Genomic DNA, 21,515 nt, shown 5'->3' with positions numbered 1-21,515 from the left:
ACCTATCAAAGATCAGGGTCTATTCTTCGCAGGTTACGCCATGCCGGGCAAGGATTATGGTTGCTAAATTGTGAAACCGAGTGTTTCCGCAACGTCAATCAAGGACAGGCCGCAGAGCATCAGAAGTCGAGAATTTAGAGGGGAAAATGCAGGCTTCTGTTGCCAGGTGCCTGCGAACCCCGCCTTACGCTGCTAAGCGCAAGGGCTTAAGTTTCGGTCTCGTCACTGCTTACGCAGCGACTGCAACCGGAGCACGATTGTCGTTTGCAATTGTACTTTTCGGACCGATAACGGTGGTACCTCACCGAGACAAAACAACTCTTTTACACGTTCGTCGATCCTATTTCGGCCCCAAGATCCTCAAACGAAGGATGTATGGTGGAGCCGCCGGGTACCGCCCCCGGGTCCGATCCGCTTATTATGAGCGCGTTTATGTCCATAGTCCCGAAGGACAGAACGAATATAGGGTCGAAGGGGCTTGTCTTTCAAGGGGTTTTCAAAGGTTCGCGAAGATGAGCCAAAGCCCGAAGATCGCCTCGACCGCGAAAAAGAACCCCGCCTTCTTCATCGGCGGCTTGTCCCGCAGGATCGAGGTCAGGCGCCCGACACCCGCTCCGGCATAGGCGCATCCCATCGTGGCATAGGCGATAGGAGAGCCGATCAGGATCGCACCGAGCCCGAGACCGATGAAGAGCGCCCCGGACCCTGCGCGCAGTTCCGTCAGGCCCATGGTGCTCTTGGTCGTGGTCAGATCCAGCGCATCGGCGGCGTAGCGCGGAGAGATGAACCCGATGCAGCCCATCGCGATGGTGGCCAGAGCCAGAATGAGGTTGATCGTTTCGGTCATGGCTCTTCCTTTGGATCAGTCGTTGGGGGCGCGGGCTCTTTGCAACATTCCGAACAGGTCGCGCGGATCGTCCGGATCGGCCAGCAGGTCGAGTGAATCGTAGAGGCCGGTTTCCCGAAGTCGAGCGCGCACGAAGCGAAGGGCGGAAAAATCCTCAATGGCAAAGCCCACGCTATCGAACAGCGTGATCTCGGAGGCGGCGCGGCGCCCTACCGACGCCCCCGAAAGGACGGACCACAGCTCTGTCACCGGATGGTCGGGGGCAAGCTGCTGAATTTCGCCTTCGATGCGCGTCTGTTCGGGATACTCCACAAAGATTGAGGCGCGGTTCAGGATCACGGGGGCAAGCTCCGTCTTGCCCGGACAATCGCCCCCGATCGCGTTGATATGCACGCCTGCGCCAACCATGTTGTCCGTCAGGATTGTGGCATATTGCTTGTCGGCGGTGCAGGTCGTGATGATCTGCGCGCCTTCGATGGCCTCCTCCGCGCTGCTGCACGGCGTAACCCGCAGCCCGTGCCCGGCAAGGTTCCGTGCGCATTTCGCCATCGCATCCGCATCGATATCCCACAGGCGAATCTGATCGATGCCAAGCAGCGCTTTCATGGCGAGGCTCTGGAATTCCGATTGCGCCCCGTTTCCGATCATCGCCATGGTGGTGGCCCCCCGTGGCGCCAGTGCCCGCGCCGCCACCGCCGACATCGCGGCGGTCCGTAGCGCCGTCAGCAGCGTCATTTCAGACAGCAGCACCGGGTAGCCTGTGCTGACCTCTGCCAAGAGGCCAAATGCGGTGACCGTCTGGCGACCGGTTCGGGTGTTGCTGGGATGCCCGTTGACGTATTTGAACCCGTAAAGCTCGCCATCGGCGGTGGGCATCAACTCAATCACCCCTTCGGCGGAATGCGACGCGACGCGGGGTGTCTTGTCGAACTGCTCCCAGCGCCGGAAATCTTCTTCGATATAGTCGGCAAGTTCGCGCAGCATCTCTTCGAGCCCAATGTGATGTACGAGCCGCATCATATTGGCAACGCTGACAAAAGGTACGAGGGCGAGGGGGGATGGCGTGTTCATGTGAAGGCTCGCGTGGGACGGTCGAAGATGCGGCGGCCAAGTCCCGAGGCTGCGAGATCCACCATGACTTGCGCGGTGCGGCCCCGTTCATCGAGAAAGGGGTTGAGTTCGACCAGATCCAGCGAGGTCATCAGCCCGCTGTCATGCAGGATTTCCATCACGAGATGCGCCTCGCGCAACGTCGCACCGCCCGGGACGGTCGTGCCCACCGCTGGCGCCACGGCGGGATCGAGGAAATCGACATCCAGAGAGACATGCAGCGCACCGTTCGCCGCGGCCACATCGTTCAGAAAGGCGCGCAAGGGTGCGGCGATGCCAAGCTCGTCGATCTGGCGCATGTCGTGGTACCGCACTTCGCTCTGCTGAAGCGCGGCACGCTCGGCGGCATCAACGGAGCGCAGCCCGAGCAGACAGACATTCGCCATGGGGACGGGGGCAGGCACGGGAGGAAACCCGTCAAAGCCCGGCTGGCCGGTCAGATAGGCCAGCGGCGTGCCGTGCAGGTTCCCGCTCTCTGTCGTGGCGGGCGTATGAAAATCCGCGTGGGCGTCGAGCCAGAGGATGAACTGTGGCCGTCCCTCTGTCTTGGCATGGGCCGCAACCCCCGTAGCGGTCCCGAGTGACAGAGCATGATCGCCGCCCAGAAAGATCGGAAAACCAGTGGCGATAGCTTCCTTTGCTGCTTTCTGAAGCGTCGTCGTCCAGCCGATCGTATCCCCCAGCGCATGCAGGTGCGCAGGACCATCCGGTACCTCCACCGGAGCGGCGTGCAGGTTGCCGTGGTCCGTCACCTCATAGCCAAGATCTTCAAGCACGCGAGCAAGCCCGGCGGTGCGATAGGCATCGGGGCCCATAAGGCATCCGGCGCGGCGCTTTCCGCAATCGAGCGGCGCTCCGACCAAGTGAACGAGAGGCATGGTTGATCTTCCTTCTATGTCGCCACCCGGTGTGCCGCCGAACTGTGTCACGGAATAGCGCTCATATTGACCGTTTCGGCCTGTATTCGCGCGTTGTGTCAGCTTATGCTGCCGTTATGGACGATCTCGATCATCAACTGCTTGCCTTGCTGCGCCATGACGGGCGGGCGGCGCTTTCCGATCTCGCTCTGCGGCTGGGGGTTGGCCGCGCCACCGTGCGTGCGCGGATTGAGCGCTTGCAGGCGCGGGGCGATATACGCGGCTTCACTGTCGTCACACCGGCGGACATGGCCCATGCCCCGGTGCGCGGATTGATGATGATTGGTATCGAAGGGCGGGGAACCGACCGGATCATGCGACAACTCGGGGGCTTTCCCGAGGTGCGGGAAATGCACTCCACGAATGGCCGGTGGGATCTGATCGTGGAGATCTGGACCGACACGCTGGAGGCGCTCGACGGGGTGCTCGCCCGGATCCGCAAACTTGACGGCGTCGCCACCAGCGAAACGAGCTTGTTGCTCTCGACACGCAAGGGGCGTTGATCGCCTCTTTTCTTTTTCTCCCTTGCGTGAAATAGGGAGGTGCCAATCGAACACCTCCAGGAGAAGCTGACTATGGAGATTCGCGAGGCGCTTACCTTTGACGATGTCCTTCTTGTTCCGGCCGCATCGAGCGTGCTGCCGTCGACCGCAGATACCCGTACGCGGGTAACGCGGGCCATCGACCTCAACATTCCGCTGCTATCGAGCGCGATGGACACCGTGACCGAAGGGCGCATGGCGATCACCATGGCGCAGGCAGGGGGCATGGGGGTCATTCACCGCAACCTGACGATCGAAGAGCAATCCCAAGAGGTGCGCCGGGTCAAACGGTTCGAGAGCGGTATCGTCTACAACCCGATCACCCTGACCCCGAACCAGACGCTGGCCGATGCCAAGGCGCTGCAGGAACGCTATCGTGTTACCGGTTTTCCGGTCGTCAACGAAAGTGGCCGGGTCGTCGGGATCGTTACCAACCGCGACATGCGTTTTGCCGACAAGGATGACACGCCGGTTCGGGTGATGATGACCTCAAACAACCTCGCCATGCTGACCGAACCTGCGGAACTGGAAGAGGCCAAGAGCCTCATGAAGGAGCGCCGGATCGAGAAGCTGCTCGTGACCGATGGCGACGGAAAGCTGACCGGCCTTCTGACGCTGCGCGATACAGAGCAGGCGGTGCTCAACCCCACGGCGTGCAAGGATCGGCTGGGCCGGCTTCGGGTCGCGGCGGCCACCACGGTGGGCGATGCCGGGTTTGAGCGGACCGAGGCACTGGTCGATGCGGGCGTCGACATGATCGTGATCGACACGGCCCATGGCCATTCCGAAGGCGTGGCGCGGGCGGTGGAGCGGGCCAAGCGGCTGTCAAATGAGGTACAGGTCGTGGCGGGCAATGTCGCGACGGGGGATGCAACGCGTGCCCTGATCGGGGCCGGAGCGGATGGGATCAAGGTCGGGATCGGCCCGGGCTCCATCTGTACCACACGGATGGTCGCGGGCGTGGGCGTGCCGCAACTGACCGCCGTGATGGATTGCGCGCAGGCGGCCAATGAGCTTGATACCCCGATCATCGCGGACGGCGGAATCAAGTTTTCCGGCGATTTTGCCAAGGCCATCGCGGCGGGCGCGTCCTGCGCAATGGTAGGCAGCATGATTGCCGGCACGGACGAGAGCCCCGGCGAGGTGATCCTTTATCAGGGCCGTTCCTTCAAGGCGTATCGCGGGATGGGATCGCTCGGGGCGATGGCACGAGGCTCCGCCGACCGGTATTTCCAGAAAGATGCCGCATCCGACAAGCTCGTCCCCGAAGGGATCGAAGGTCAGGTGCCCTACAAAGGTTCCGCCGGGGCGGTCCTGCATCAGCTCGTCGGCGGCTTGCGCGCCGCGATGGGTTATACCGGCTGCGCCACCGTCGAAGAGATGCGGCACAACTGCTCCTTCGTGAAGATCACCGGCGCGGGCCTCAAGGAAAGCCACGTGCATGACGTGACGATCACGCGGGAATCCCCGAACTATCGCTTGGGCTGATCAAGGGGTTACTGGGGAAACGGTTGCCTCTGCACGGCTCGAGCGGGCGCGAACACGGCCGGCGGCACGCATCCTGAACTGGCGCGAGCCGCCGTATGGAGTCTTCTCGACGATGCGCGGCTTTGGTGTTGCTGACCCGCAACGACGGCGGCCGCCAGTGGTCACGGTTTCGATCACCGACATATGCAGATGCTTCGGTTACCCTTCGGCTCCCACAGTCAGGCCATGGTGTCCGGTCGACATATGGGCCAGATGACACGGGGGCCAGATGACATGCGCTCAGAACAGACGGATCCCGGCGGTAAACATCAACCGGTTCAGCGCGGGATCGTCGTTCACCAGGTCCTTGACCACATTGTATTCGATCCCGACGACGCCGATCTCGTCAATGTTATAGCGCAGCCCGGTCGAGGCGGACAGGCCCGCGCCCACGTCGGTCTGGCCGGGCAGGGCGCCAAGATCACCGAACAGGCCGCCGCCTTCCAGGAACGGGGTCGGCAGCCAGACCCGCTGCGGGTTCAGCTCAACCCCCAACCCGGCACCGAGCGATTTGACCGGGCCGCTGATCTCTGAGCGGGCCATGCCGTAAAACCTCAGTTTGCTGCCAAGCGCCGAGTAGAACTCGTAGCGGTAGCTGAGGTCGAGCCCCGCCGCCGGTCCGCCGGCGGAGGTTGCCGCAGTCACGCCGAGACCAAGGATGGCCGAATGTGTCTGCAGCCAGCTGTCGAGGGCGTTGGGCGATTCCCAGATCAGCCCAAAGCCGCCGAACGATCCCTGGCCCGCCGCATCAAGCACCCGCTTGACGAACTCGGTGCATTGCAGCCCGAACAGGTTGTATTTCGGCGTGGTGTTGCAGATCTCGAGCGCCTTGGCGTGGGCGGCAGCGAATTGTTCCGCCGTCAGATCGAAGGTCTTTTCCGCGGTCGGCTCGTGGATCGTGTCGGGGTGATGCACGCAGCCTGCGACATCGGCCTTCAGGTCGTCGGCTTCGTAGCCCTCCTGCGGCCAGAATCCGTAGGTCCAGAATTTGCCGGTGTCATCCTCCAGTCGCAGCCAGGAATGGCCGACCTTGTGGGTCGCTGGCAGCAAGAGGAAGGGGCCTTCCTTGTCAGCATAGATGGTCAGCGTGAAACTGCCCGACCCGGGCTCGGTCCCGTCTTCGGCGGCGCAGTCGGTCGCGCATTGCGAAGCATCGAGACGTGCCGCATAGAGCCTGTCGGGATATTGGTGCACCACGGCCGCCCCGGCGGTCCGCTCCAGCGCCGGAGCCGAGCGTTGCTGAATCACATGGGTCAGTTCGTGGGCGAGGATGTGGCGGCCCGCCTGAGTGTGCGGTCCGGGCGTGTCGCGGCCATAAACGATATCGCGCCCCACGGTGAAGGCTGCCGCGCCGATGCCGGCGGCGCGCGCTGCCGCCCGTGTGCCGGTGTGGACGCGAACGCCGGAAAAGTCATGGCTGAAGCGCGGTTCCATGTACTGGCGCGCGGCGGTGTCGAGCGGCCGCCCGGCGCCGGGCACCAGCCCGGCGACACCCGCTGCAGGCGCGGGCGGGCTTGCGGCTGGTGTGCCAGCCGGCGTGGCGCGCGGCCGCTTTGGACTGGCGGCGGTATCGACCGGCCGGGATGCGACGGCTTGCGCCGGAGCGGACATCCGCAGGATGCGGTCGGCGATGCTGTCGGCCTCCCGCTCATAGGGATCGCCTGCGTGGCCGGGGCTGGCCTGCTGGCGTGCCTGCGCCTGCGACACGCACCGGGCGCAGCCGCCTCCGCAGGCGCATTTGCGCTGAACCGTGGGCGCGGGCAGGGCGAGGGACGGACGCAGCGGTGCGGGGCCGGCGGTACGTCGCGACGCTGGCGCAGGTGCCGCCCGCGCGGGGGCCTGCGTGCGCATCGGCCTACACCTTTCCCGACTTTGTGCCGAAGCAATACGGGCAGTGCTTGTAGGCAAGCGCCTCGGCCTGCTCGGCGAAGGTGAGGTAGAACCGTGCCTTGATCGGGATCGCCGCGATCCCGCAGGCCCGGGTTTCCCTGGTCAGGTCATGGACCTGCCGGGCAGAGGCATCGGCCAGGAACCGGGTCTTGAGTTCGCAGGCATCGCCGTCATCTTCGGTATCGGCCACCACCAGGTCGCGGTAGACGACGGCGCCGGCCACCACGTGCAGAGCCCGCGGATTGACCATCGGTTTGCCGCCGGACGGGGAGGAGGTGGCAAGGAAGACCTCGACCTTCAGCGCAGCGAACAGCTGCGCGACCTGTGCCTCGTTGCTGCCCGCGTCTGACGGTGCGGAAGTTTCGCCGCCGTCCGCATCAACCGGAGCGGAGATTTCTTCAGCTATTGGCGCGCCGCCGAAGACATCGTCTTTGGGGATCACGGGGTCCTTGGATGCCAAGTTGATATCGAAGTGAAAATAACCGCGTTTGTCGGTCGTTGTCGCGGCAAGCGTCTTGCGCGCTTCGGTGTCGGCGACCAACGCGACGGTGTGGTTCCTGCGGGCGATTCCGTCTGGATTGCGGATGTACCCATGCAACTGCCAGGCAAATTTCTTGCGGTCGAGCATCGGTGTCTCGACCCGCGCCGTTTCGGCCCGCGCGTTGACGAGGAGCCGGTGCTCTGCCGCCATCTGCCGGTCGATCCGCGCCACCCGCGGGCTGGTCTCGCCGAAGCGCAACGCCAGTCTGGCACGTTCGCGGCGCAACTGCACCACCTTGGAGCGCTTGGTCGCCACCAGCCCGTTCAGCCCCTCCGCGCGCATCGCATCGGCGCGTGTCCCGCTGCCCCGCATCAACTCGGTCATCTGGTCGAATTTGATCCGGGGCGTTTCCTGCTGTTGCGTCTTCTTTTTCTTTGTGGCCATGTCATCGCCCCCTTATTTGCCGAAGCCGAAAGTGTTGCTGAATGTGCTGTTGACTCCGGGGGTGTTGCCGCTGCGATCGGGCATCAGGATGTCATCCAGCGCGTCAAGTCGCTCGCACCAGCCGTCCAGGAAGTTGATATTGTGGAACAACTCCCGATTGTCGCGTTCCACGATGCTTGGCGAGATGAACGGGATCCAGACGCCCAACGGCGAATTCAGACTGAGGATGCAATGGGTCGCCTGATTGTCGCTGGTGTTGTTGAAGATCCAGCCTAATCCGACCGAGGAATAGAGCGTTACGAACAGCGATTCCTTCAGCCGGTTGTTGTTGATGCGCAGCGTCATGCCGACGGCCAGCAGGTTGGTGAACATGAAATCAAGGTAGAAATCGCAGTCGAGCTGATTGTCCTGCACCGTCACGTCATCCATGCTGACGATCAGCACGGAAGACACGGCAAAGGACGCCGCCGTCTCGGTCAAATCCGTCACAACTTGGTTATCGTTGAACAGGACGTTGCCGCTTGCCAGATAGCTGCCGAAACCGAAATCATCGAGCCCGGGACGGGGCCGTGGGAGGAGGTCGTCACCGCCCTCGGGAAGCGATCCCGGTTCGATCGGGGCGGCGGTTACGCCGGTGAACAGCAGGAACTGCAGGTAGAATTCGTTCGACCAGCCAAGATTGAGGATCCACACCGCCGAGGCCCAGAAGCTCGGGTCCAGCGGTCGCGGCAGCAGCCCGCGAGTGGAAAGTGCATTGCCGGTCACGCTAACCGGCCCCAGTGCCTGAATCGACAGGGCCTGCCCCAGCGGTTGGCTGACCACGTTGTCGTGGATGCGCGCGGCGGGCCGGCCGTCCTGTCGGGGGAAGATGTCGCCTTCGATGTTCAGAGGCTCGATCCCCGGCACCGCAAATCGGATCACGATGCCGCCGCGCTGGCCCTCGTCGGCCGCCTCGGCGCCCTGCGGCGCCTTGGCACCGTTGTTGAGGATGCGGTTGCGGTGGATCTCGAGCGCGGCACCATGCAGTACGAACAGCCCGGTGATCGCGAAACGATCGGTCGGTCCGTTGTTTTCCAGCACGTTGTCGAAGAAGCGCAAATCCTCGACATCCGCCAGTGCCACCGCGCCGTATCCGGAATAGGGACGCATTCCCTGCGCGATTTCGACCAGTTCCCGGGCCAGGCAGTGCTCGATCCGGTTGCCGAGAATGTCGAGCCCGACGACGCTGATGAACTCGTCTTCCTCCGCAAGATCGAAGAAGCCGATCACGCCAATGCCCGAAAGGCCCATGCGAGAGATGCGGTTGCGTTCGATCCGGATGTCGTAGAGCGCGCCGGCGGACTGGAAACGCGGATCGTCCGGGTCGTCGCGCGGCGGGATATTGGTATCGCCCGGACGGCACGGATCGCAGGGGTCGTCGCGGTTGACGATCCAGCCGGGATCGCGCGACACGCCGCCGCCGTCTGCACCTATCTCTACGATCGAGCCCAGCGTGATACCGTGACCGATGCCGCCGACGACAAGGTTGTCGATCACCTCAACATGCATGCAGGTGCCGGCCAGGTGCATCCCGCCGCGTCCGGCCGCCACGATGGGTGGCGCCACGTCGTCGCCCCGGCGGGTCGGGGCCACGGTGATGGTGTTGTGCTCCACCAGCCCGTCCTCGCATCGCAGGTAGACCGCGTGCCATGGCCCGTGCAGGTCGCGCATTGTGACTGCAGAGCGCAACAGCTTCACGCCCCGCGCCCCCAGAACCTTGACCGCGCTGTCGCGACCGGCCTCAATCGTCAGGTCCGCCAGAAGGATGTCTCGTGGCGCCACGCCCTGCGCATCCTCCTGCACAAGGATGCCCATGCCGTCGTCGTCGGCGCTGATGAACAGCCGCTCGATATGCGCGCCGCTGTGCCCGGTGACATCGAACACCGGCGCGACGCTGTTGGCGATCACACGGCTGCGTGGACCGCAGCCGTGGATGTGGACGTTGTCCTTGTCGATCACCACCGTTTCCGCGTAGGTGCCCGGCAAGACACAGACTTCGCCGCCGTCCGGCGGCAGCGCGTCGACCGCCGCTTGGATCGTGTCGAAATCGCCGTGACTGGAATGCCCGTCGCCCACCGAATAGGTGCAGCAGGACTGTATCCGTGTCAGCGGTGGGAACACCGCCCGGCAATCGTGGATTTCCGGCGGACCGTTGAGCGTCACGACAGGGCCTGCGTTCCAGTTCAGCACCCCCAGAGGCGCACGGTGATAGACGATGCCCTCCGGGGCCGCGTCGTTGGGCCAGGTCGCAGGGTCGAAATCCACGCCGGCGGCGCGGGCCGGGAAGGTCCAGAAATCACCGGGCCGGTAGTTGCCGCCATCCACGTTCGCCGCGTCGAATGCCAGCCGGATGCCCAACTCAAGCTCGTTAGGCGTGGCCAGCCCGGTGGGGAAATCCTGTATCAGCCGCACGCCGTCCCACAGCCGGAAGAACGCCTCGTCCGCGGGCAGGCCGGGCCACGCACCGGAGATATTGGACAGGCTCAGCCGGTCGCTGCCTGCCAGGGTCGCGTCTGCCGTGAGGACGGAATGCCATTGACCCGGATCCTCCGCCGGGCCCGGAGCCAGCACCTCGACCCAGAAATCCGACAACTGGCTGAGCGAGATCATCAGCGCATTGGCGCGGATCGCAATCTCGTTGGTCACGTTGTCGAACGTGCCGCGGCCCACCAATCCGCCGTTGAAGCGCGAGTATTTGAAGCGGGCATTGCCGATGCCGTCCGGCGTTGCGATCTCGATCCGGTAGAAAAAGTGCTCGAACCCGGTGAAGCCGCCGCCGGCCTGTACCGGGCAATCGCCGGCGATCACTGCGGTGGGGGCCGGCGTCACCGTCAGGTGCCCCTGAGCGTCAAGATCGTTGTCCATCCGGTCGAGGTTGGCGCAATCCTCATCGTCTTGCAGCCGAAGCAGTCGCAGGCGGTGGCGCAGCGCGACGCGTTCGGTGGTGTCGGGCCCGCCAAGCGCGGGTTCCAGCAGCGCTTCGGGATCCTGGAAGGCGCTCATCGCCTCTTCCCAGCATTCCAGCACCACGGCATCGCGCACACCGGCTGCGATCTCGCCCGCTGTGGGGGCGGGGCTGTCGATGGGCGGGCCGAAATAGGTCGCCATTCGATCCAGCGGTCCGGGGCCGGGGACCAAAAGGTGCAGCCCGTCCAGCCAGACACGCCCCGGTTCCAATTGGAGTGTCACCTGGTTTCCATCGCTGTCGGCCTGCAGGATGCGCAGGGAGTCCGGCGCCTCCTGCGGGACGGCGACGACGCCGGGGCCGATGGTGTCGCGTCCGAGGGTCTGGCGCAGATTCCGACCGATGGCATCGGCGGAGTTGCCGTCCTGGTCGGAAAAGGCCCGCCCCTGCTGGTACAGGGTGCCGGTGTAATTGTCGGCCGCCCTGAACCGGTTCTGGGAAAAATCGCCCTTCATCACACTGTTCCTTTCGGTCTGCGCTGCCCCGGCCGCCGGGCCGGAGATGGCGTCGTCACGTCACCGGGATGCGGATCGGGCGGATGCCCACCGGCATGTATTCCCGGAAACGGATATTGATGTTCTTCCACTTGTGCGTCGTGCGGAGGTAGCCGAAGGCGCCCATCTCGTCCCGGCCCGGCCCCTGTTCAAGAAGCCGCGGGTCCGACCTCTGGCGCAGCTGCGCGTAGCCTGCCAAGCCGAACCGGTCGTCGGTAAAACTCACATCCAGCCCCGGCCCGAAGATGCAACCGTGATGCGGCGGCAACCGGTCGTCCGATCCGCTGAGCGCAGAGAACCTCAGACAACCCTGCTGGGTGTCATGCGCGCGCAGCGGATGCAGCCATATCCCGCCTGCACCGGTGACGCTGGCAACCCGCGCCGTGCCGAAACAGGTCAGACCGCTCAGCCGCAAGGCGGGGCCATAGCCGTCGGCGGGATCGGACAGCGATCCGATTGCGAGCTCGGGTGCGGCGTCGCCGACGCCGGAGCCCGCGTCGATGATGCTGTCGGTCACGTCCAGGCTGTAGGCGCTTTCCTCGGCCAGCACCGCGCCGGTGACGCTGCGGTGCAGGACGATCTCGGGCACTTGGGTAAAGGCATCGAAATCGGCCGCGGCGAAATCGTAGTCGCCGGTGAGTGCAAGGCCGGGGCGCGACGGCAGGCGGGTTTCGTCCAGTTGCCAGGAACCTCCGGGGTCCAGCGTCGTGCCGTCCAGCCGCAACCGGTTCACCGCGGCGCGCGCAACCAGCGGCGTGCTGATGGCGGCAAAGTCCGCTGCGGAGCGGTCCCAAGTGATGTAGAGCCCTTCGAGCGTCACCGTCAGCGCATCCACCGCCGCGACGTTGGTCAGATCGTGCGGGCGCAAGCGCAGCGGACGCTCCAGGCGGATCACCGGGCGCTGGCCGGTGGCGGCGCGTAGCGTCAGCGGCTGTGCCAGCCGAAGCGACAGCACGCCGCCCACGTTCTCTGTTCCCGCGACGGCGGCGAGGTCGAGCGTGTAGGTCGCGCTGTCCTGGATCTCGATGATCGTCGGCGCAGTGGCCTGGTGGATGTTGGTCAGTGCACCTTCCAGCGCGTTGACGCCCATGGTGCGGTCGATGCTGGCGGTCGGTGTCACCGGCGGACGCGGCACCGGGTGTGCCCCGGTCGGGCCGGAAAAGCCGTAGGTGTGGCTGATGAACAGCCCGTCGGCCAGCGGCTGTGCCTCGGTCGCCAGTGTCGAAAGGCCGAACAGCACACGGCCCCGGTCGGGGTCGATGGCGATCTCGTATTCCGCCAGCGGCGGTGACAACCCGTCTTCCCACGCGCACAGGTTGGCGCCGCGGAAGGTCCAGCGCTCGGCCGGGGGCAGTTCTGCCGGTTCAGGCGGCACGACCGTATCGATCACATGGAGCGTCAGGCCGTTGGCCGCGGCGCCCGGCGCGTCGGGCAACGTGCCTGCGGCATAGGGGGCGACCGCGACATAGGCTGCCGGGTTGCCGTGCTCTGCCGCGCTGGTGAGGCGCGGCCAGGGCATCGGGCCGGGCACTTGGTCGGGGTGGCTCAGGTTTGGCGGGGTGTCGGCCATGCGGTAGCGGTGGGTGTTGAACAACACCATCGGATCGGCCTGCGGGTGAACGATACAGCGCACCACGGCGGCGGCTTCGCCGGGGCCGACACCGGCCACCGCCTGCGCCGCGATCAGGCCCGGATCGGCCACCGGCACGGTATAGTCCTCCAGCCGCCAGAGGAAAATGCCGAGGTTGGGCAGGTTGTAGCGCGGCACGCCGATCTGGCCGGGCCGGAAATCCGCAACATGGGCGAAGGTGTCGAACGGCCCGCCCAGAAAAGCCAGCGCCGCCGGATCGCGCAGCGCGACCGTGCCGCCGCGTACCGCCGAACCCAGTGACCGGCGCAGGGTCAAGGGCGGGATGCCGCCAGCGTCGGGGCGCTGGTGATTGAGATGCTGTGTCCAGACCATCCGGTCGCGCAGCTCCACCGCCTGTGCGGCCCATCCGCTGAGCGTGAAGACCAGCGACTCGATGGCCCCGAGCGTCCCTTTGCGGCGTCGATGGAACACGGTGCGCGCCACATCGGCGCGCAGCGTCCAAGGCTCGCCGGACAGGTGCGAGGTCCCCAGCAGGTCTGCGATGTAGGGCACGACCCAGTCCGCGCAGGTCTCGACGAACTGGTCGTTGTAGAGCGCCTCGATATTGTCCCGCATCCCCGCCGGCAGTTCATCGAGAATACCCAGGAAGGCGGCCAGCTGGCCCGCCGGAAACTGCTCGGCGTCCTTGATCCGGTAAATCTCCGGCAAGCGGTCATAGAGCGGCTGGCGCGGGCTGGCCATCAGGAGCACTCCTCTGCGCCGGTGACCAGCGCGAAGCTGAGACGCAAGTGGGTCTCATGAAGCGCCAGCAATCCTTGGGTATCGCACCCGACCGAGGTTTCGCGGACCGCTGGCGCCGGCACCGGCAGGGCCAGCGGATCGGTCTGCGGCGGTGTGCCCTGCGGGATCGGCTGGAACGCGTCGACCCGGACCCAGGCTACGCCGTCGATCTGCTGCACCGCGGCGATGACCTGAGAGACATGGGTATCCTGCCCGAACCGGCGCAGGCCAAAACCGAACAGGCCGTCCTGCGGCTCTGTCGTGCCGGAGGCGCAGCCAAGCACGGCGTGGATCGCGGGCTGGATGTCTTCCGGCAAGCGGTCGGCGCGATAGCCGGCGGTCAGGTCGAGGAAGATCCAGCGGCGCAGCCCCTGTACGACCTCGAGCGGATAGCGCATCGCGCCTCGGCAGCGGTCGGCGGCGCTCAGCGCCTCGGCGGCTGCGGCCGCCTCTGCCGCGCCGCCGCCATCCGTCAATACCGTGACCCGCAACCGTAGCAGGCCGCCAGACAGCGCGAACGCCGCTGCTGCACGCTGGACGCCGGGCAGGGACAGCGCCTCCGCCTCGTAGTCCGACAGGCCCACCAACCGCCCCAGCGATTGCATCCGCATTGGCGCGGCCTGGCGGGCGGTGTCTTCGGTTTCCGGATCGGCGCCGTTCACCGCAGGCGCGGGCATTGCCACATTGTTCAATTGCGCCAACCGTCCCATTGCCTTGGGCGACTTGCCCTTTTCCAACGGGCCGCGGGCGGCCTGGCCAGTGCGGAACCGCACCGTCACATTGCGCCGACCGCTGGACAGTCGTGCACCGGTGATGCCGTCGCCGAACTGCACAAGGCTGTTGCCGTCGTCGTCCTGACGCACGACATAGACGCGGTCATTGGCGCCGCTGGCAAAGAACGTGTCGACCCGGGTCCAGAGAATGCCATCGACGCGAACCTCAAGCTCCGGCACATGTGGCGGGGTCTGCCCCGGATGAAGCAGGTAGGTCAGGGGGGCTTTGGGCAGTTTGAAGGTCTGGAAGGTCTGCCGCGCGTCGCCGCTGCCGATCGCGGCTTCCTTCTGTGTCTCGCCCTGGTCGGCCAGCGCGAGATTGCCGTGAACGACGACCCGGGCATCTGTTTCGGCGAAGGCCTCCTGCGGGAAGCGCGGCGGCTGGTCCAGCGCCAGGGTCCAGAGCCAGTCCTCCTCCGGGTCGCGCCCGGCGAGGTCGAAATCTTCTGCCACGTTCGTCACATTGACCCGTTGGGTCTGGCCGTCCTCGTCCTCGAGCAGCAGCGCGCGCCCGGCCAACGCCTGCACACGGTCGTGACGCCCGAAGAAGGTAAGCGTGGTGTCGAGCCCGAAATCGCCGTCTGAAAATGTGTGGGCGGCGGCCAGCAGCAGCGGCGGGCTGCGAACCTCGTGGGCCTGCAGGCGCCGCACGTCGAGCGCGGTCAACGACAGGTTTGCATTGGTGAAGAGGTTGGCGTTCAGCGCAACAGCGGTGTTGCCGCCGCTGAGCCCGGCCCAGTGCGAGGCTTCGTTGCGCACCGTGTCCACGGCATTGACCACGGCGAATTCCGTCTCTCCGGCGCCTGCGAATTCCGCCGCGCCGGTCACGATCATGCCGCTGCCCGCGGGCAGGTCGGTGACATCGGATTCCAGTGCAATCTCGTTGTCCGCAAACTGCGAGTACAAGTGGGTGGTGGTCGCGGCGACCCGGTTGAATACCGTGGCGTCAAAGGTCGCGCGACCGGTCGTTTCGTTCAGCGCGGCGATCCGCAGCGGCGCGTTGTGGCCGAAATGGCGGAAGCTGCGACCGATCCGGTAGGCGCGCACGGTCGGCCCGCGGTCGAGCGTTACCGCGCCGCGGAAATGCAGCCGTATCCGATCGAGCACCTGTTCCACCCGGTCGATGACCAGCGTCTCCGACCGCTCCTGAACCGGGTTGGCGCCGCCGCCGGCCTCAAACATGGTCGAATCCGGGACCAGCATGATCCGGTCGCCTGGGTTAAAGACCTGCGCCTGGCGTTTGCTCAGCGCGGTGTCGCCATCGACTGCCTGCAATTCCAGCACCCGCGCCCCGGCGGCGATGGCCGCCGGGCCATTGCGCGGGCGGTAGAGGCTGAATTGATTGAGCCAAGGGTAGGCGGTGATCTCTTCCGTGGTCTCGAACCGGGCCGGGCTGTTGGCACCGTCGAGATCGGCCTTGAACGGAAAGCCCGCCGGCACCGTGACCGACGTGTCGCCGCTGACCGCGAGAGCAAAGGTCGCTTCTCCGCCCAGTCCCGGCGCGAGGCGATAGCCGGTCAGCGCCACCAGCCGGGCGACGCTTTCGCGCCAGTCGGCAGTGCGCAAATAGACCTCGTTGGCATAGAGCTCCTGGTAGAACGCAAGGATCTCGGTGGCGATCGCGCCGCACTCCAGCACGGCGATCCCGGGATCATCCGCGCCGCGGTGGGTCCATTCCGACAAGACCTGCATCGCATCGAGCCGGGACAGCGCGTGTTCGCGGAACCGGGCGTAATCGCCGATGCGATAGCCGATCCGGTCCAGCCCCGGGCGGTTGTATATCCCGGCGGGGAAGGGCGGCGTGGCATGGCAGTCGTGTTCACAACTCATCTGCGGCCCCCTTTCAGGTTGAACAGGATGCGTCCGTGTTCCAGATGGTTCGGATCGTTCGCCACCTGGATGATCTCATAGGGCTGCACCGGGATCATGTCCGGCGTCGCGTCGGGCAGATCGTCGGGGCTGATCTCGACCACCTGTGTCGATGGCCCCGTGCTCGCGTTCCAGCGCCGCAGGGCCACTTTCAGCACCCGTTCGACGCCCGGCACCTTCAGGGCGCGGCCGATCAACTGGCTGGCGTGAAGCGTTTCGCCGAAGCTCCAGATGTCGGGATTGAAGAAGGCGGGCTGCCCGTCTGCCGTGAAACCGTCGGAAAACGCGCGCTGCAACTCCATGTCGAGGTCTTCGGGCCAGAAGGTGGCGTCGACGCAAAGCGCCAGCGCGATGTCGAGCGCCACGAACCGCGCCGGACGCACTTCCAGATCCTCGCCGATCAACCGCACGGCATCGAGGTGGCCTGCGATCTCCTGCCGCAGCGTGTCGTCCAGCACCGTGGTGCCCTGCGGATCGATGGACACCTGCACCGTGCGCCAGCTTCCGGTCCAGGCGTGCCGGGCATAGGCATGGGCAACACCCGGTAGTTCCTCCGCGCGGGCGACATAGTCTGCCAGCGTGATCGCGCGCAACTGGCGCGAGCGGTAGGCCTCGGGCACCCGGCGCACGATGATGTCGCGCGGTTCCGGGTCGCGTCCATCGGTCACGCCGAACGGGTTGGTCAGCGCCTCGAGGCCGGGGGCAAGACCGGCGTCGAATCCGGTGATCCGGTCCCGGCCGACATTGCCTGCGGTGCCGCGCCCGGTCTGGTAGGTGACCCTGACGGTCGCGTCGTTGTCCAGAAGCGCGCCGTTCACGCCGTTTCCGAAGATTATCCGGCTCTGGCCCAGCTCGTCGGTTTCCACCCGGTAGTGCAGGTCGCCGGCTTCGCTTTCGATCAGGTCGATCCGTTCCTCCCAGGCCCCGGCGATGCCGCTGACGGTGACGACGGTGCTGCTGACCGGCGCGATCTCTCCGCCCGGCGCCGTGTCGCGATAGGCCAGCGGGCTGGTCGGCAGGGCGATGGACGCGCCCTGCGGGCCCACGTCCCAGTACACCTCGTCACTGCGTATGAACGTCTTGGTGTCGGTCGGGGCAAGGTCGCTGCCTGGAACGCGGGCGACAAGGCTGTGCGGCCGACCTTGCGTGGCGCGCAGCAGGTTGCCGGAAAAGTGGCTGACCCCGGCGATCGGCGGCTGTCCATCGCAGCGGGTGACAAAGCAATAGCGTCGCTGCAGCCGGTCGGCAGGGCGCCAGCGGACCCGGACAAAGAACTGTCCGGCCACCGGATCGAAACCGGTGTGCGCGACGTCGTCGCCGTCAAGCAGCCGCAGAAGCTGACGCTTGGAGCCATCGCGCCCGTTCACGCGCCCGGTGGCCGGATTGAGCGCCTCTTCGATCACCAGGTAACGGATGTCGGCGCGGCGGAAGTGGTCGCGCAGGATGACGGCGTCGCCCTGCAGAACGGGGTTCAAAGAGGCGGGCAGCGCAAGCTCCGCCGTGTCCGCGCCGGCGTCCAGCGACATCGCCGCGCCGCCCCAGTCGTAAAGGTCGAGCCGGTTGAGATCGACCAGGCAATCCTGATCCGCCTCCGTCAGGAAGATCACCGCGCCGCTATCGTCCCAGTCTGTGCCGGTCCAGACGCCGGTGCCGGCGGGCAGGGTCAGATTGGCCGAGACTGTGGCGGTCAGCCAGGTGGTGGCCTGGTTGCCCTGGTGAATGTGGTAATCCATCAGCCGGGCATGACGAGCGAGGCTCACACGTTTGCGGGCCAGGCCGAGATAGGCCTCCTGCATCACCCGGTCCTGGAAATCGCACAGCTCGTCGGTATCCGCGGCGATGAGGTCCAGCAGCACCATGTCGAGGTCGGCCTCCGACGTCGGCTCCCAACCCGGCACGCGGGTCCGCATGGCGTTGATGAGCACGTGCTTGATGGAGGCGAAGTCCCGCGCGAGGTAGTCGATCACCGGCTGCGCCGGCTTCGGCGTGCCCTTGTCGAAGGCCGGTGCGCAATTGAGGTTGAAGCAGCCGGGCCGGAACTTGAACGGGATGGCGGCGAACAGCGGGTCGATCACCGTGTCGCCAGCAGCGTCGTCGAAGGCGACATGCAGGCGATAGGTTGAATAGTCGCCGATTGTCGACGTGGTCAGCACCAGCGTGTCGGGGTCCGCGCCGGCGGCAACGGCGGTGATCCGCAGCTCGCCCGGCGCGGTACCGCCGCGGATCCGCGTGCCGCCGGTGATTGCAAAGATATCCTCGGGCGACACGCCGTCCAGGTTGACCGCATCGTCGATGTCGGAGACGGAGACGGCATTCTGGAATTCCACCGTCAGTTCGGCCTGTACCGGGGCCGCTGCCGGTACCAGTTCGACGAACATCAGGTCGAAGCCGTTAAGGCCAAGGGCCTCCAGGTCCCGGGCGCGATCTTCGAGGGTTTCGGGGTGCAGTCTCAGCATGATCTACACCTTGTGCTCGAAGCGCAACGCCTGCGCTTCGCCAGTTGCGATGACACGGTACTGCAACCCGACCAGCATGGTTGCATCGCGGTTTTCAACCTCCAGCGCGGTCAGTTCCACGCGCGTGTCAAGCCAACGGGTGATCGCCTGGGTCAGCGTCGACTTGGCCAGCGCCGCCGATATGTCGCTGTTGGCTTCGAACACCAGCCGCCGCAGCCCGCCACCGAAGGTGGGCATGAAGGCACGTTCGCCGGGGTTGGTCAGCAGAAGCTGGATCACCTCGCTCTTCACATGCGCGAGCACGTCGGCCGGGGCAGCGGTGCGGCCGTCCTGGCCGATGCGAAAGGGGAAGGCGAGATGGCGACCGGTCATGAGTACAGTGTCCCCGTAGTGGAGAGCCCGTCCACCGTGCCGCTGCCGCTTGCCTCAGTGGCGTTGTCGAGCGTCGTTTCGACGGAAATCTGCCAGGCGTCGGTGTTGTCCTTGAGGTACCGCGCCACCCCTTGCGCCACCGCAACCAGCAGCATCCGCCGATCTTCCACCCCCTGGTCCGGCAGCGGTTCGCCCTTGACTGCAAGGTATTCGGCCTTGAGCGCGGTCTCCATCGCCTCGGCCATGGAATTCGAGAAATCCGCTATCGTGCCTGCCTTTATGTCCATGAGCGCTGCCTCCTATCCTGATTTCACGCGTGTCGAGTTCAGGCTGGGCATCGGCGTCGGAAAGACCGTCCCCGGTACCATCGGCGTGACTGGTATGAACCCTGCGGCCAGTTCGCCCGGGTGGGTATGGGATTGCAGCGTCGCCACCAGGTTGCCGAGGTAGCTGAGAAGCTGATCTCCGAAGACCACCGGGTGGGTGGCGTTTTCCACCAGTTCGATCTGCGGCGCCTCCACCACCACCTTGGCGGCGCCCTTGAGCAGGATCTGCCCGCGCTGCACCTCGATCTTCAGAAGATTGGTGCCGGAGTCGTCGCTGACGTCGATCACCTGGCCGTCGTCGTCCATCGACACCATCAGCCCGGTCTCGGTGCGGATGATCTTGACCGGCGGGGTCGCCGGAGCGTTGGCGTTGGTCTTGGGCACCTGGCCCTCGCCCCACCAGCCACCGGTCCAGATCGGCCGGCTGGGATCGCCTGCCTCGAACTCGATCCACACGGCGGCATCCACCGGGGGGATGGTGTGCTGGCCCATGCCGTCGCCGGTGAAGGGCGCGCAGGGCAGGGCCCAGGGGGCGATCTGATCATCCAGCACCTCGGGCACCAGGGCGCGGATCCGGCCCATGCCGCGCGGATCGGCGGTGTCCCTGACCAACCCGCGGTACTTGCCGAAATACCGCCGCCGCACCTGATCTGCCAGTTCCGCCACGAGCCGTTCCATGCCGCCGTCGCTCATTAGAACACTCCTCCCGGCAGGCCGCCGCCGCCACCTGTCACCGACCGCGCGTTGCGGCGCAGGGTGAATTGCTGGCGGTAGGCGTTGTCGTCGATCCGGTGCATCACCTGTACGCAAAGGTACCGACCGCTCATCGGTCCGGCCCCGGCCAGCGGCACGGTCGCATAGGGTCTGAGAACGGCGGGATAGGCCGCGCTGTCGAGCTCGCCGGTCGCGGTATAGGCCCAGCTTGCGCTGTCGGCTGCGGCGGCCACGGCCGCGTCGAGGTCGCTGGCCGTCTCGCGCATCCGGGCCATCAACACGCGGGCAGGCGCGACAAGGTCATGCGTGGCCTCGTCGCCCAGCGTGGTCTGGCTGCTGCCGGTGGCCTCTGCCTCCAAAACGTTGAGCGTGCCGGCGTCGACCATGGCCGCCGCGGCTGCAAAGGGTCGCAGACCGTCGAATTCTATCGCAATCTCGTCAAGGTTGCGGTCCGCCCCGGTAATGAGCAATTCGGGCAGATCGTCGCCGTCCAGGTCGATTGCGGCAAAGACACCGATGCTGGCGCCGGGCGCGGGGCCGGGATCGACCCGCAGGGCCATGCCGTGCCGCCGGGCGAGATCGCGCAGAAGCTGCATCGCCGTGCCACGCTGCACCACGGCGCGTTCCAGCGATCCCCCGGCGTCCGGCGCAGCGTCGACCTGGGGCTGCAACCCGGCTTCGGCAAACAGGATCTCGGCAATGTCGGACGCGGCCATTTCCTCGAACACGTTGGTCCCGTCCAGCTGATTCAGCAGCACGCTGTCGTCATGCACCACCAGCGTCAGTGTGCTGCGGTCGGGCACCGCGGACATCGTCATCCGCTGCGCCACGACCGGCCCGTCGATCAGCGGTGCAAAATCGCCGTCGCCGACTTTCACCTCGATCCGCACACGCGAAAAGGTTTGGGTGAAGCTTTCGTCGAAATCGACCCAGCGGCCGGTGTCATCCAGCAGCATGTCCATCTCCAGCTCTGCCTCGGTGACCATGCCAATGCCCTGGTCGACCGTGATCCGGCGAAACAGGTCAAACTGTTCCTCCGTCGCCGGGGTATTGTCGAACAGGAGCTTTACTTCTTCGGTCATGTCTTCTCCGGTCTCAATTCTCGGGCACGCGGATCACGCGCCCGTCCCGCGCCACCAGCGTGTTGGCTTCTAGCTCGGTGTTGGCATCGGCGATGTGCCAGAACCGCGTGCCATCCCCGAACAGTTCATGCGCCATCACGTCCAGCAGGTTGCCGCTGCGCACCATCCTGGGCACGCCCCGGGTGTCCGGCAGGACGCGCAACTTGACTGCCATGACCTCCTGTCCGTCGGCGCCTATGGCGGGGACGGTTGGCAGGTTGGCGTATCGGGACGTCGAACGGAACATGTCGGCCTCT

General features: G+C 65.8%; 16 protein-coding genes and 1 other RNA gene. 2 read left to right on the top strand and 15 right to left on the bottom strand.

What is annotated here, in order from left to right:
* Nucleotides 1-145 precede the first annotated feature (145 nt).
* The 4 genes from ssrA to rocF form a co-directional block, all read right to left on the bottom strand.
* Nucleotides 146-493, bottom strand: a transfer-messenger RNA (tmRNA) gene (gene ssrA / locus BM234_RS04250).
* 3 nt (nt 494-496) lie between these two features.
* On the bottom strand, nt 497-847 hold the full coding sequence (locus tag BM234_RS04245) for a DUF4345 family protein (RefSeq protein ID WP_092060902.1): 351 nt from the start codon (nt 845-847) through the stop codon (nt 497-499).
* Nucleotides 848-862: 15 nt separating this feature from the next.
* Entirely contained in the window at nt 863-1,918 is a 1,056-nt protein-coding gene (locus BM234_RS04240) for an ornithine cyclodeaminase (RefSeq protein ID WP_092060900.1), read from the bottom strand.
* Nucleotides 1,915-2,835 (bottom strand): arginase, encoded by a 921-nt coding sequence (gene rocF, locus BM234_RS04235; RefSeq protein WP_092060898.1) that lies wholly within the window; start codon nt 2,833-2,835, stop codon nt 1,915-1,917. The genes BM234_RS04240 and rocF overlap by 4 nt, the downstream gene beginning before the upstream one ends.
* A gap of 116 nt (nt 2,836-2,951) precedes the next feature.
* On the opposite strand from rocF, the gene BM234_RS04230 reads away from it, so the two are divergent.
* Together BM234_RS04230 and guaB are read left to right on the top strand one after the other, a co-directional pair.
* Nucleotides 2,952-3,377, top strand: a complete 426-nt coding sequence (locus BM234_RS04230; RefSeq protein WP_092060896.1) for an Lrp/AsnC family transcriptional regulator — start codon at nt 2,952-2,954, stop codon at nt 3,375-3,377.
* Nucleotides 3,378-3,449: 72 nt separating this feature from the next.
* Nucleotides 3,450-4,904: an IMP dehydrogenase gene (gene guaB / locus BM234_RS04225; protein WP_092060894.1), complete on the top strand. Its 1,455-nt coding sequence runs from the start codon at nt 3,450-3,452 to the stop codon at nt 4,902-4,904.
* 279 nt (nt 4,905-5,183) lie between these two features.
* On the opposite strand, the gene BM234_RS04220 is transcribed toward guaB, so the two are convergent.
* From BM234_RS04220 to BM234_RS04170, 11 genes are all read right to left on the bottom strand, one after another.
* Nucleotides 5,184-6,650, bottom strand: a complete 1,467-nt coding sequence (locus tag BM234_RS04220) for an eCIS core domain-containing protein (protein ID WP_175501191.1) — start codon at nt 6,648-6,650, stop codon at nt 5,184-5,186.
* Between the two features lie 148 nt (nt 6,651-6,798).
* Nucleotides 6,799-7,758: a hypothetical protein gene (locus tag BM234_RS04215; RefSeq protein WP_092060890.1), complete on the bottom strand. Its 960-nt coding sequence runs from the start codon at nt 7,756-7,758 to the stop codon at nt 6,799-6,801.
* Between the two features lie 12 nt (nt 7,759-7,770).
* Nucleotides 7,771-11,217, bottom strand: coding sequence for a DUF6519 domain-containing protein (locus BM234_RS04210; protein ID WP_092060888.1), 3,447 nt, complete (start codon nt 11,215-11,217; stop codon nt 7,771-7,773).
* Nucleotides 11,218-11,272: 55 nt separating this feature from the next.
* Nucleotides 11,273-13,588: a hypothetical protein gene (locus BM234_RS04205; RefSeq protein WP_092060886.1), complete on the bottom strand. Its 2,316-nt coding sequence runs from the start codon at nt 13,586-13,588 to the stop codon at nt 11,273-11,275.
* Complete coding sequence (locus BM234_RS04200) at nt 13,588-16,230, bottom strand: baseplate J/gp47 family protein (protein ID WP_092060884.1); 2,643 nt, start codon at nt 16,228-16,230, stop codon at nt 13,588-13,590. Before BM234_RS04200 ends, BM234_RS04205 begins: the two co-directional genes overlap by 1 nt.
* On the bottom strand, nt 16,227-18,725 hold the full coding sequence (locus BM234_RS04195; protein WP_092060882.1) for a baseplate J/gp47 family protein: 2,499 nt from the start codon (nt 18,723-18,725) through the stop codon (nt 16,227-16,229). Before BM234_RS04195 ends, BM234_RS04200 begins: the two co-directional genes overlap by 4 nt.
* Before the next feature lie 3 nt (nt 18,726-18,728).
* Nucleotides 18,729-19,097 (bottom strand): GPW/gp25 family protein, encoded by a 369-nt coding sequence (locus BM234_RS04190; RefSeq protein ID WP_092060881.1) that lies wholly within the window; start codon nt 19,095-19,097, stop codon nt 18,729-18,731.
* A complete protein-coding gene (locus tag BM234_RS04185; RefSeq protein WP_092060879.1) occupies nt 19,094-19,384 on the bottom strand; it encodes a hypothetical protein in 291 nt (96 codons plus the stop codon). Before BM234_RS04185 ends, BM234_RS04190 begins: the two co-directional genes overlap by 4 nt.
* 12 nt (nt 19,385-19,396) lie before the next feature.
* Complete coding sequence (locus BM234_RS04180) at nt 19,397-20,116, bottom strand: phage baseplate assembly protein V (protein WP_092060877.1); 720 nt, start codon at nt 20,114-20,116, stop codon at nt 19,397-19,399.
* Nucleotides 20,116-21,219, bottom strand: coding sequence for a hypothetical protein (locus BM234_RS04175; protein ID WP_092060875.1), 1,104 nt, complete (start codon nt 21,217-21,219; stop codon nt 20,116-20,118). The genes BM234_RS04180 and BM234_RS04175 overlap by 1 nt, the downstream gene beginning before the upstream one ends.
* Nucleotides 21,220-21,232: 13 nt before the next feature.
* On the bottom strand, nt 21,233-21,505 hold the full coding sequence (locus BM234_RS04170; protein WP_092060873.1) for a hypothetical protein: 273 nt from the start codon (nt 21,503-21,505) through the stop codon (nt 21,233-21,235).
* Between the last annotated feature and the right edge of the window lie 10 nt (nt 21,506-21,515).

The organism is Poseidonocella pacifica (assembly GCF_900111875.1).
Classification (GTDB): Bacteria; Pseudomonadota; Alphaproteobacteria; order Rhodobacterales; family Rhodobacteraceae; genus Poseidonocella; species Poseidonocella pacifica.
The sequence above is the reverse complement of the archived record's forward strand: the minus strand, read 5'-3'. Positions and strand labels throughout refer to the sequence as shown.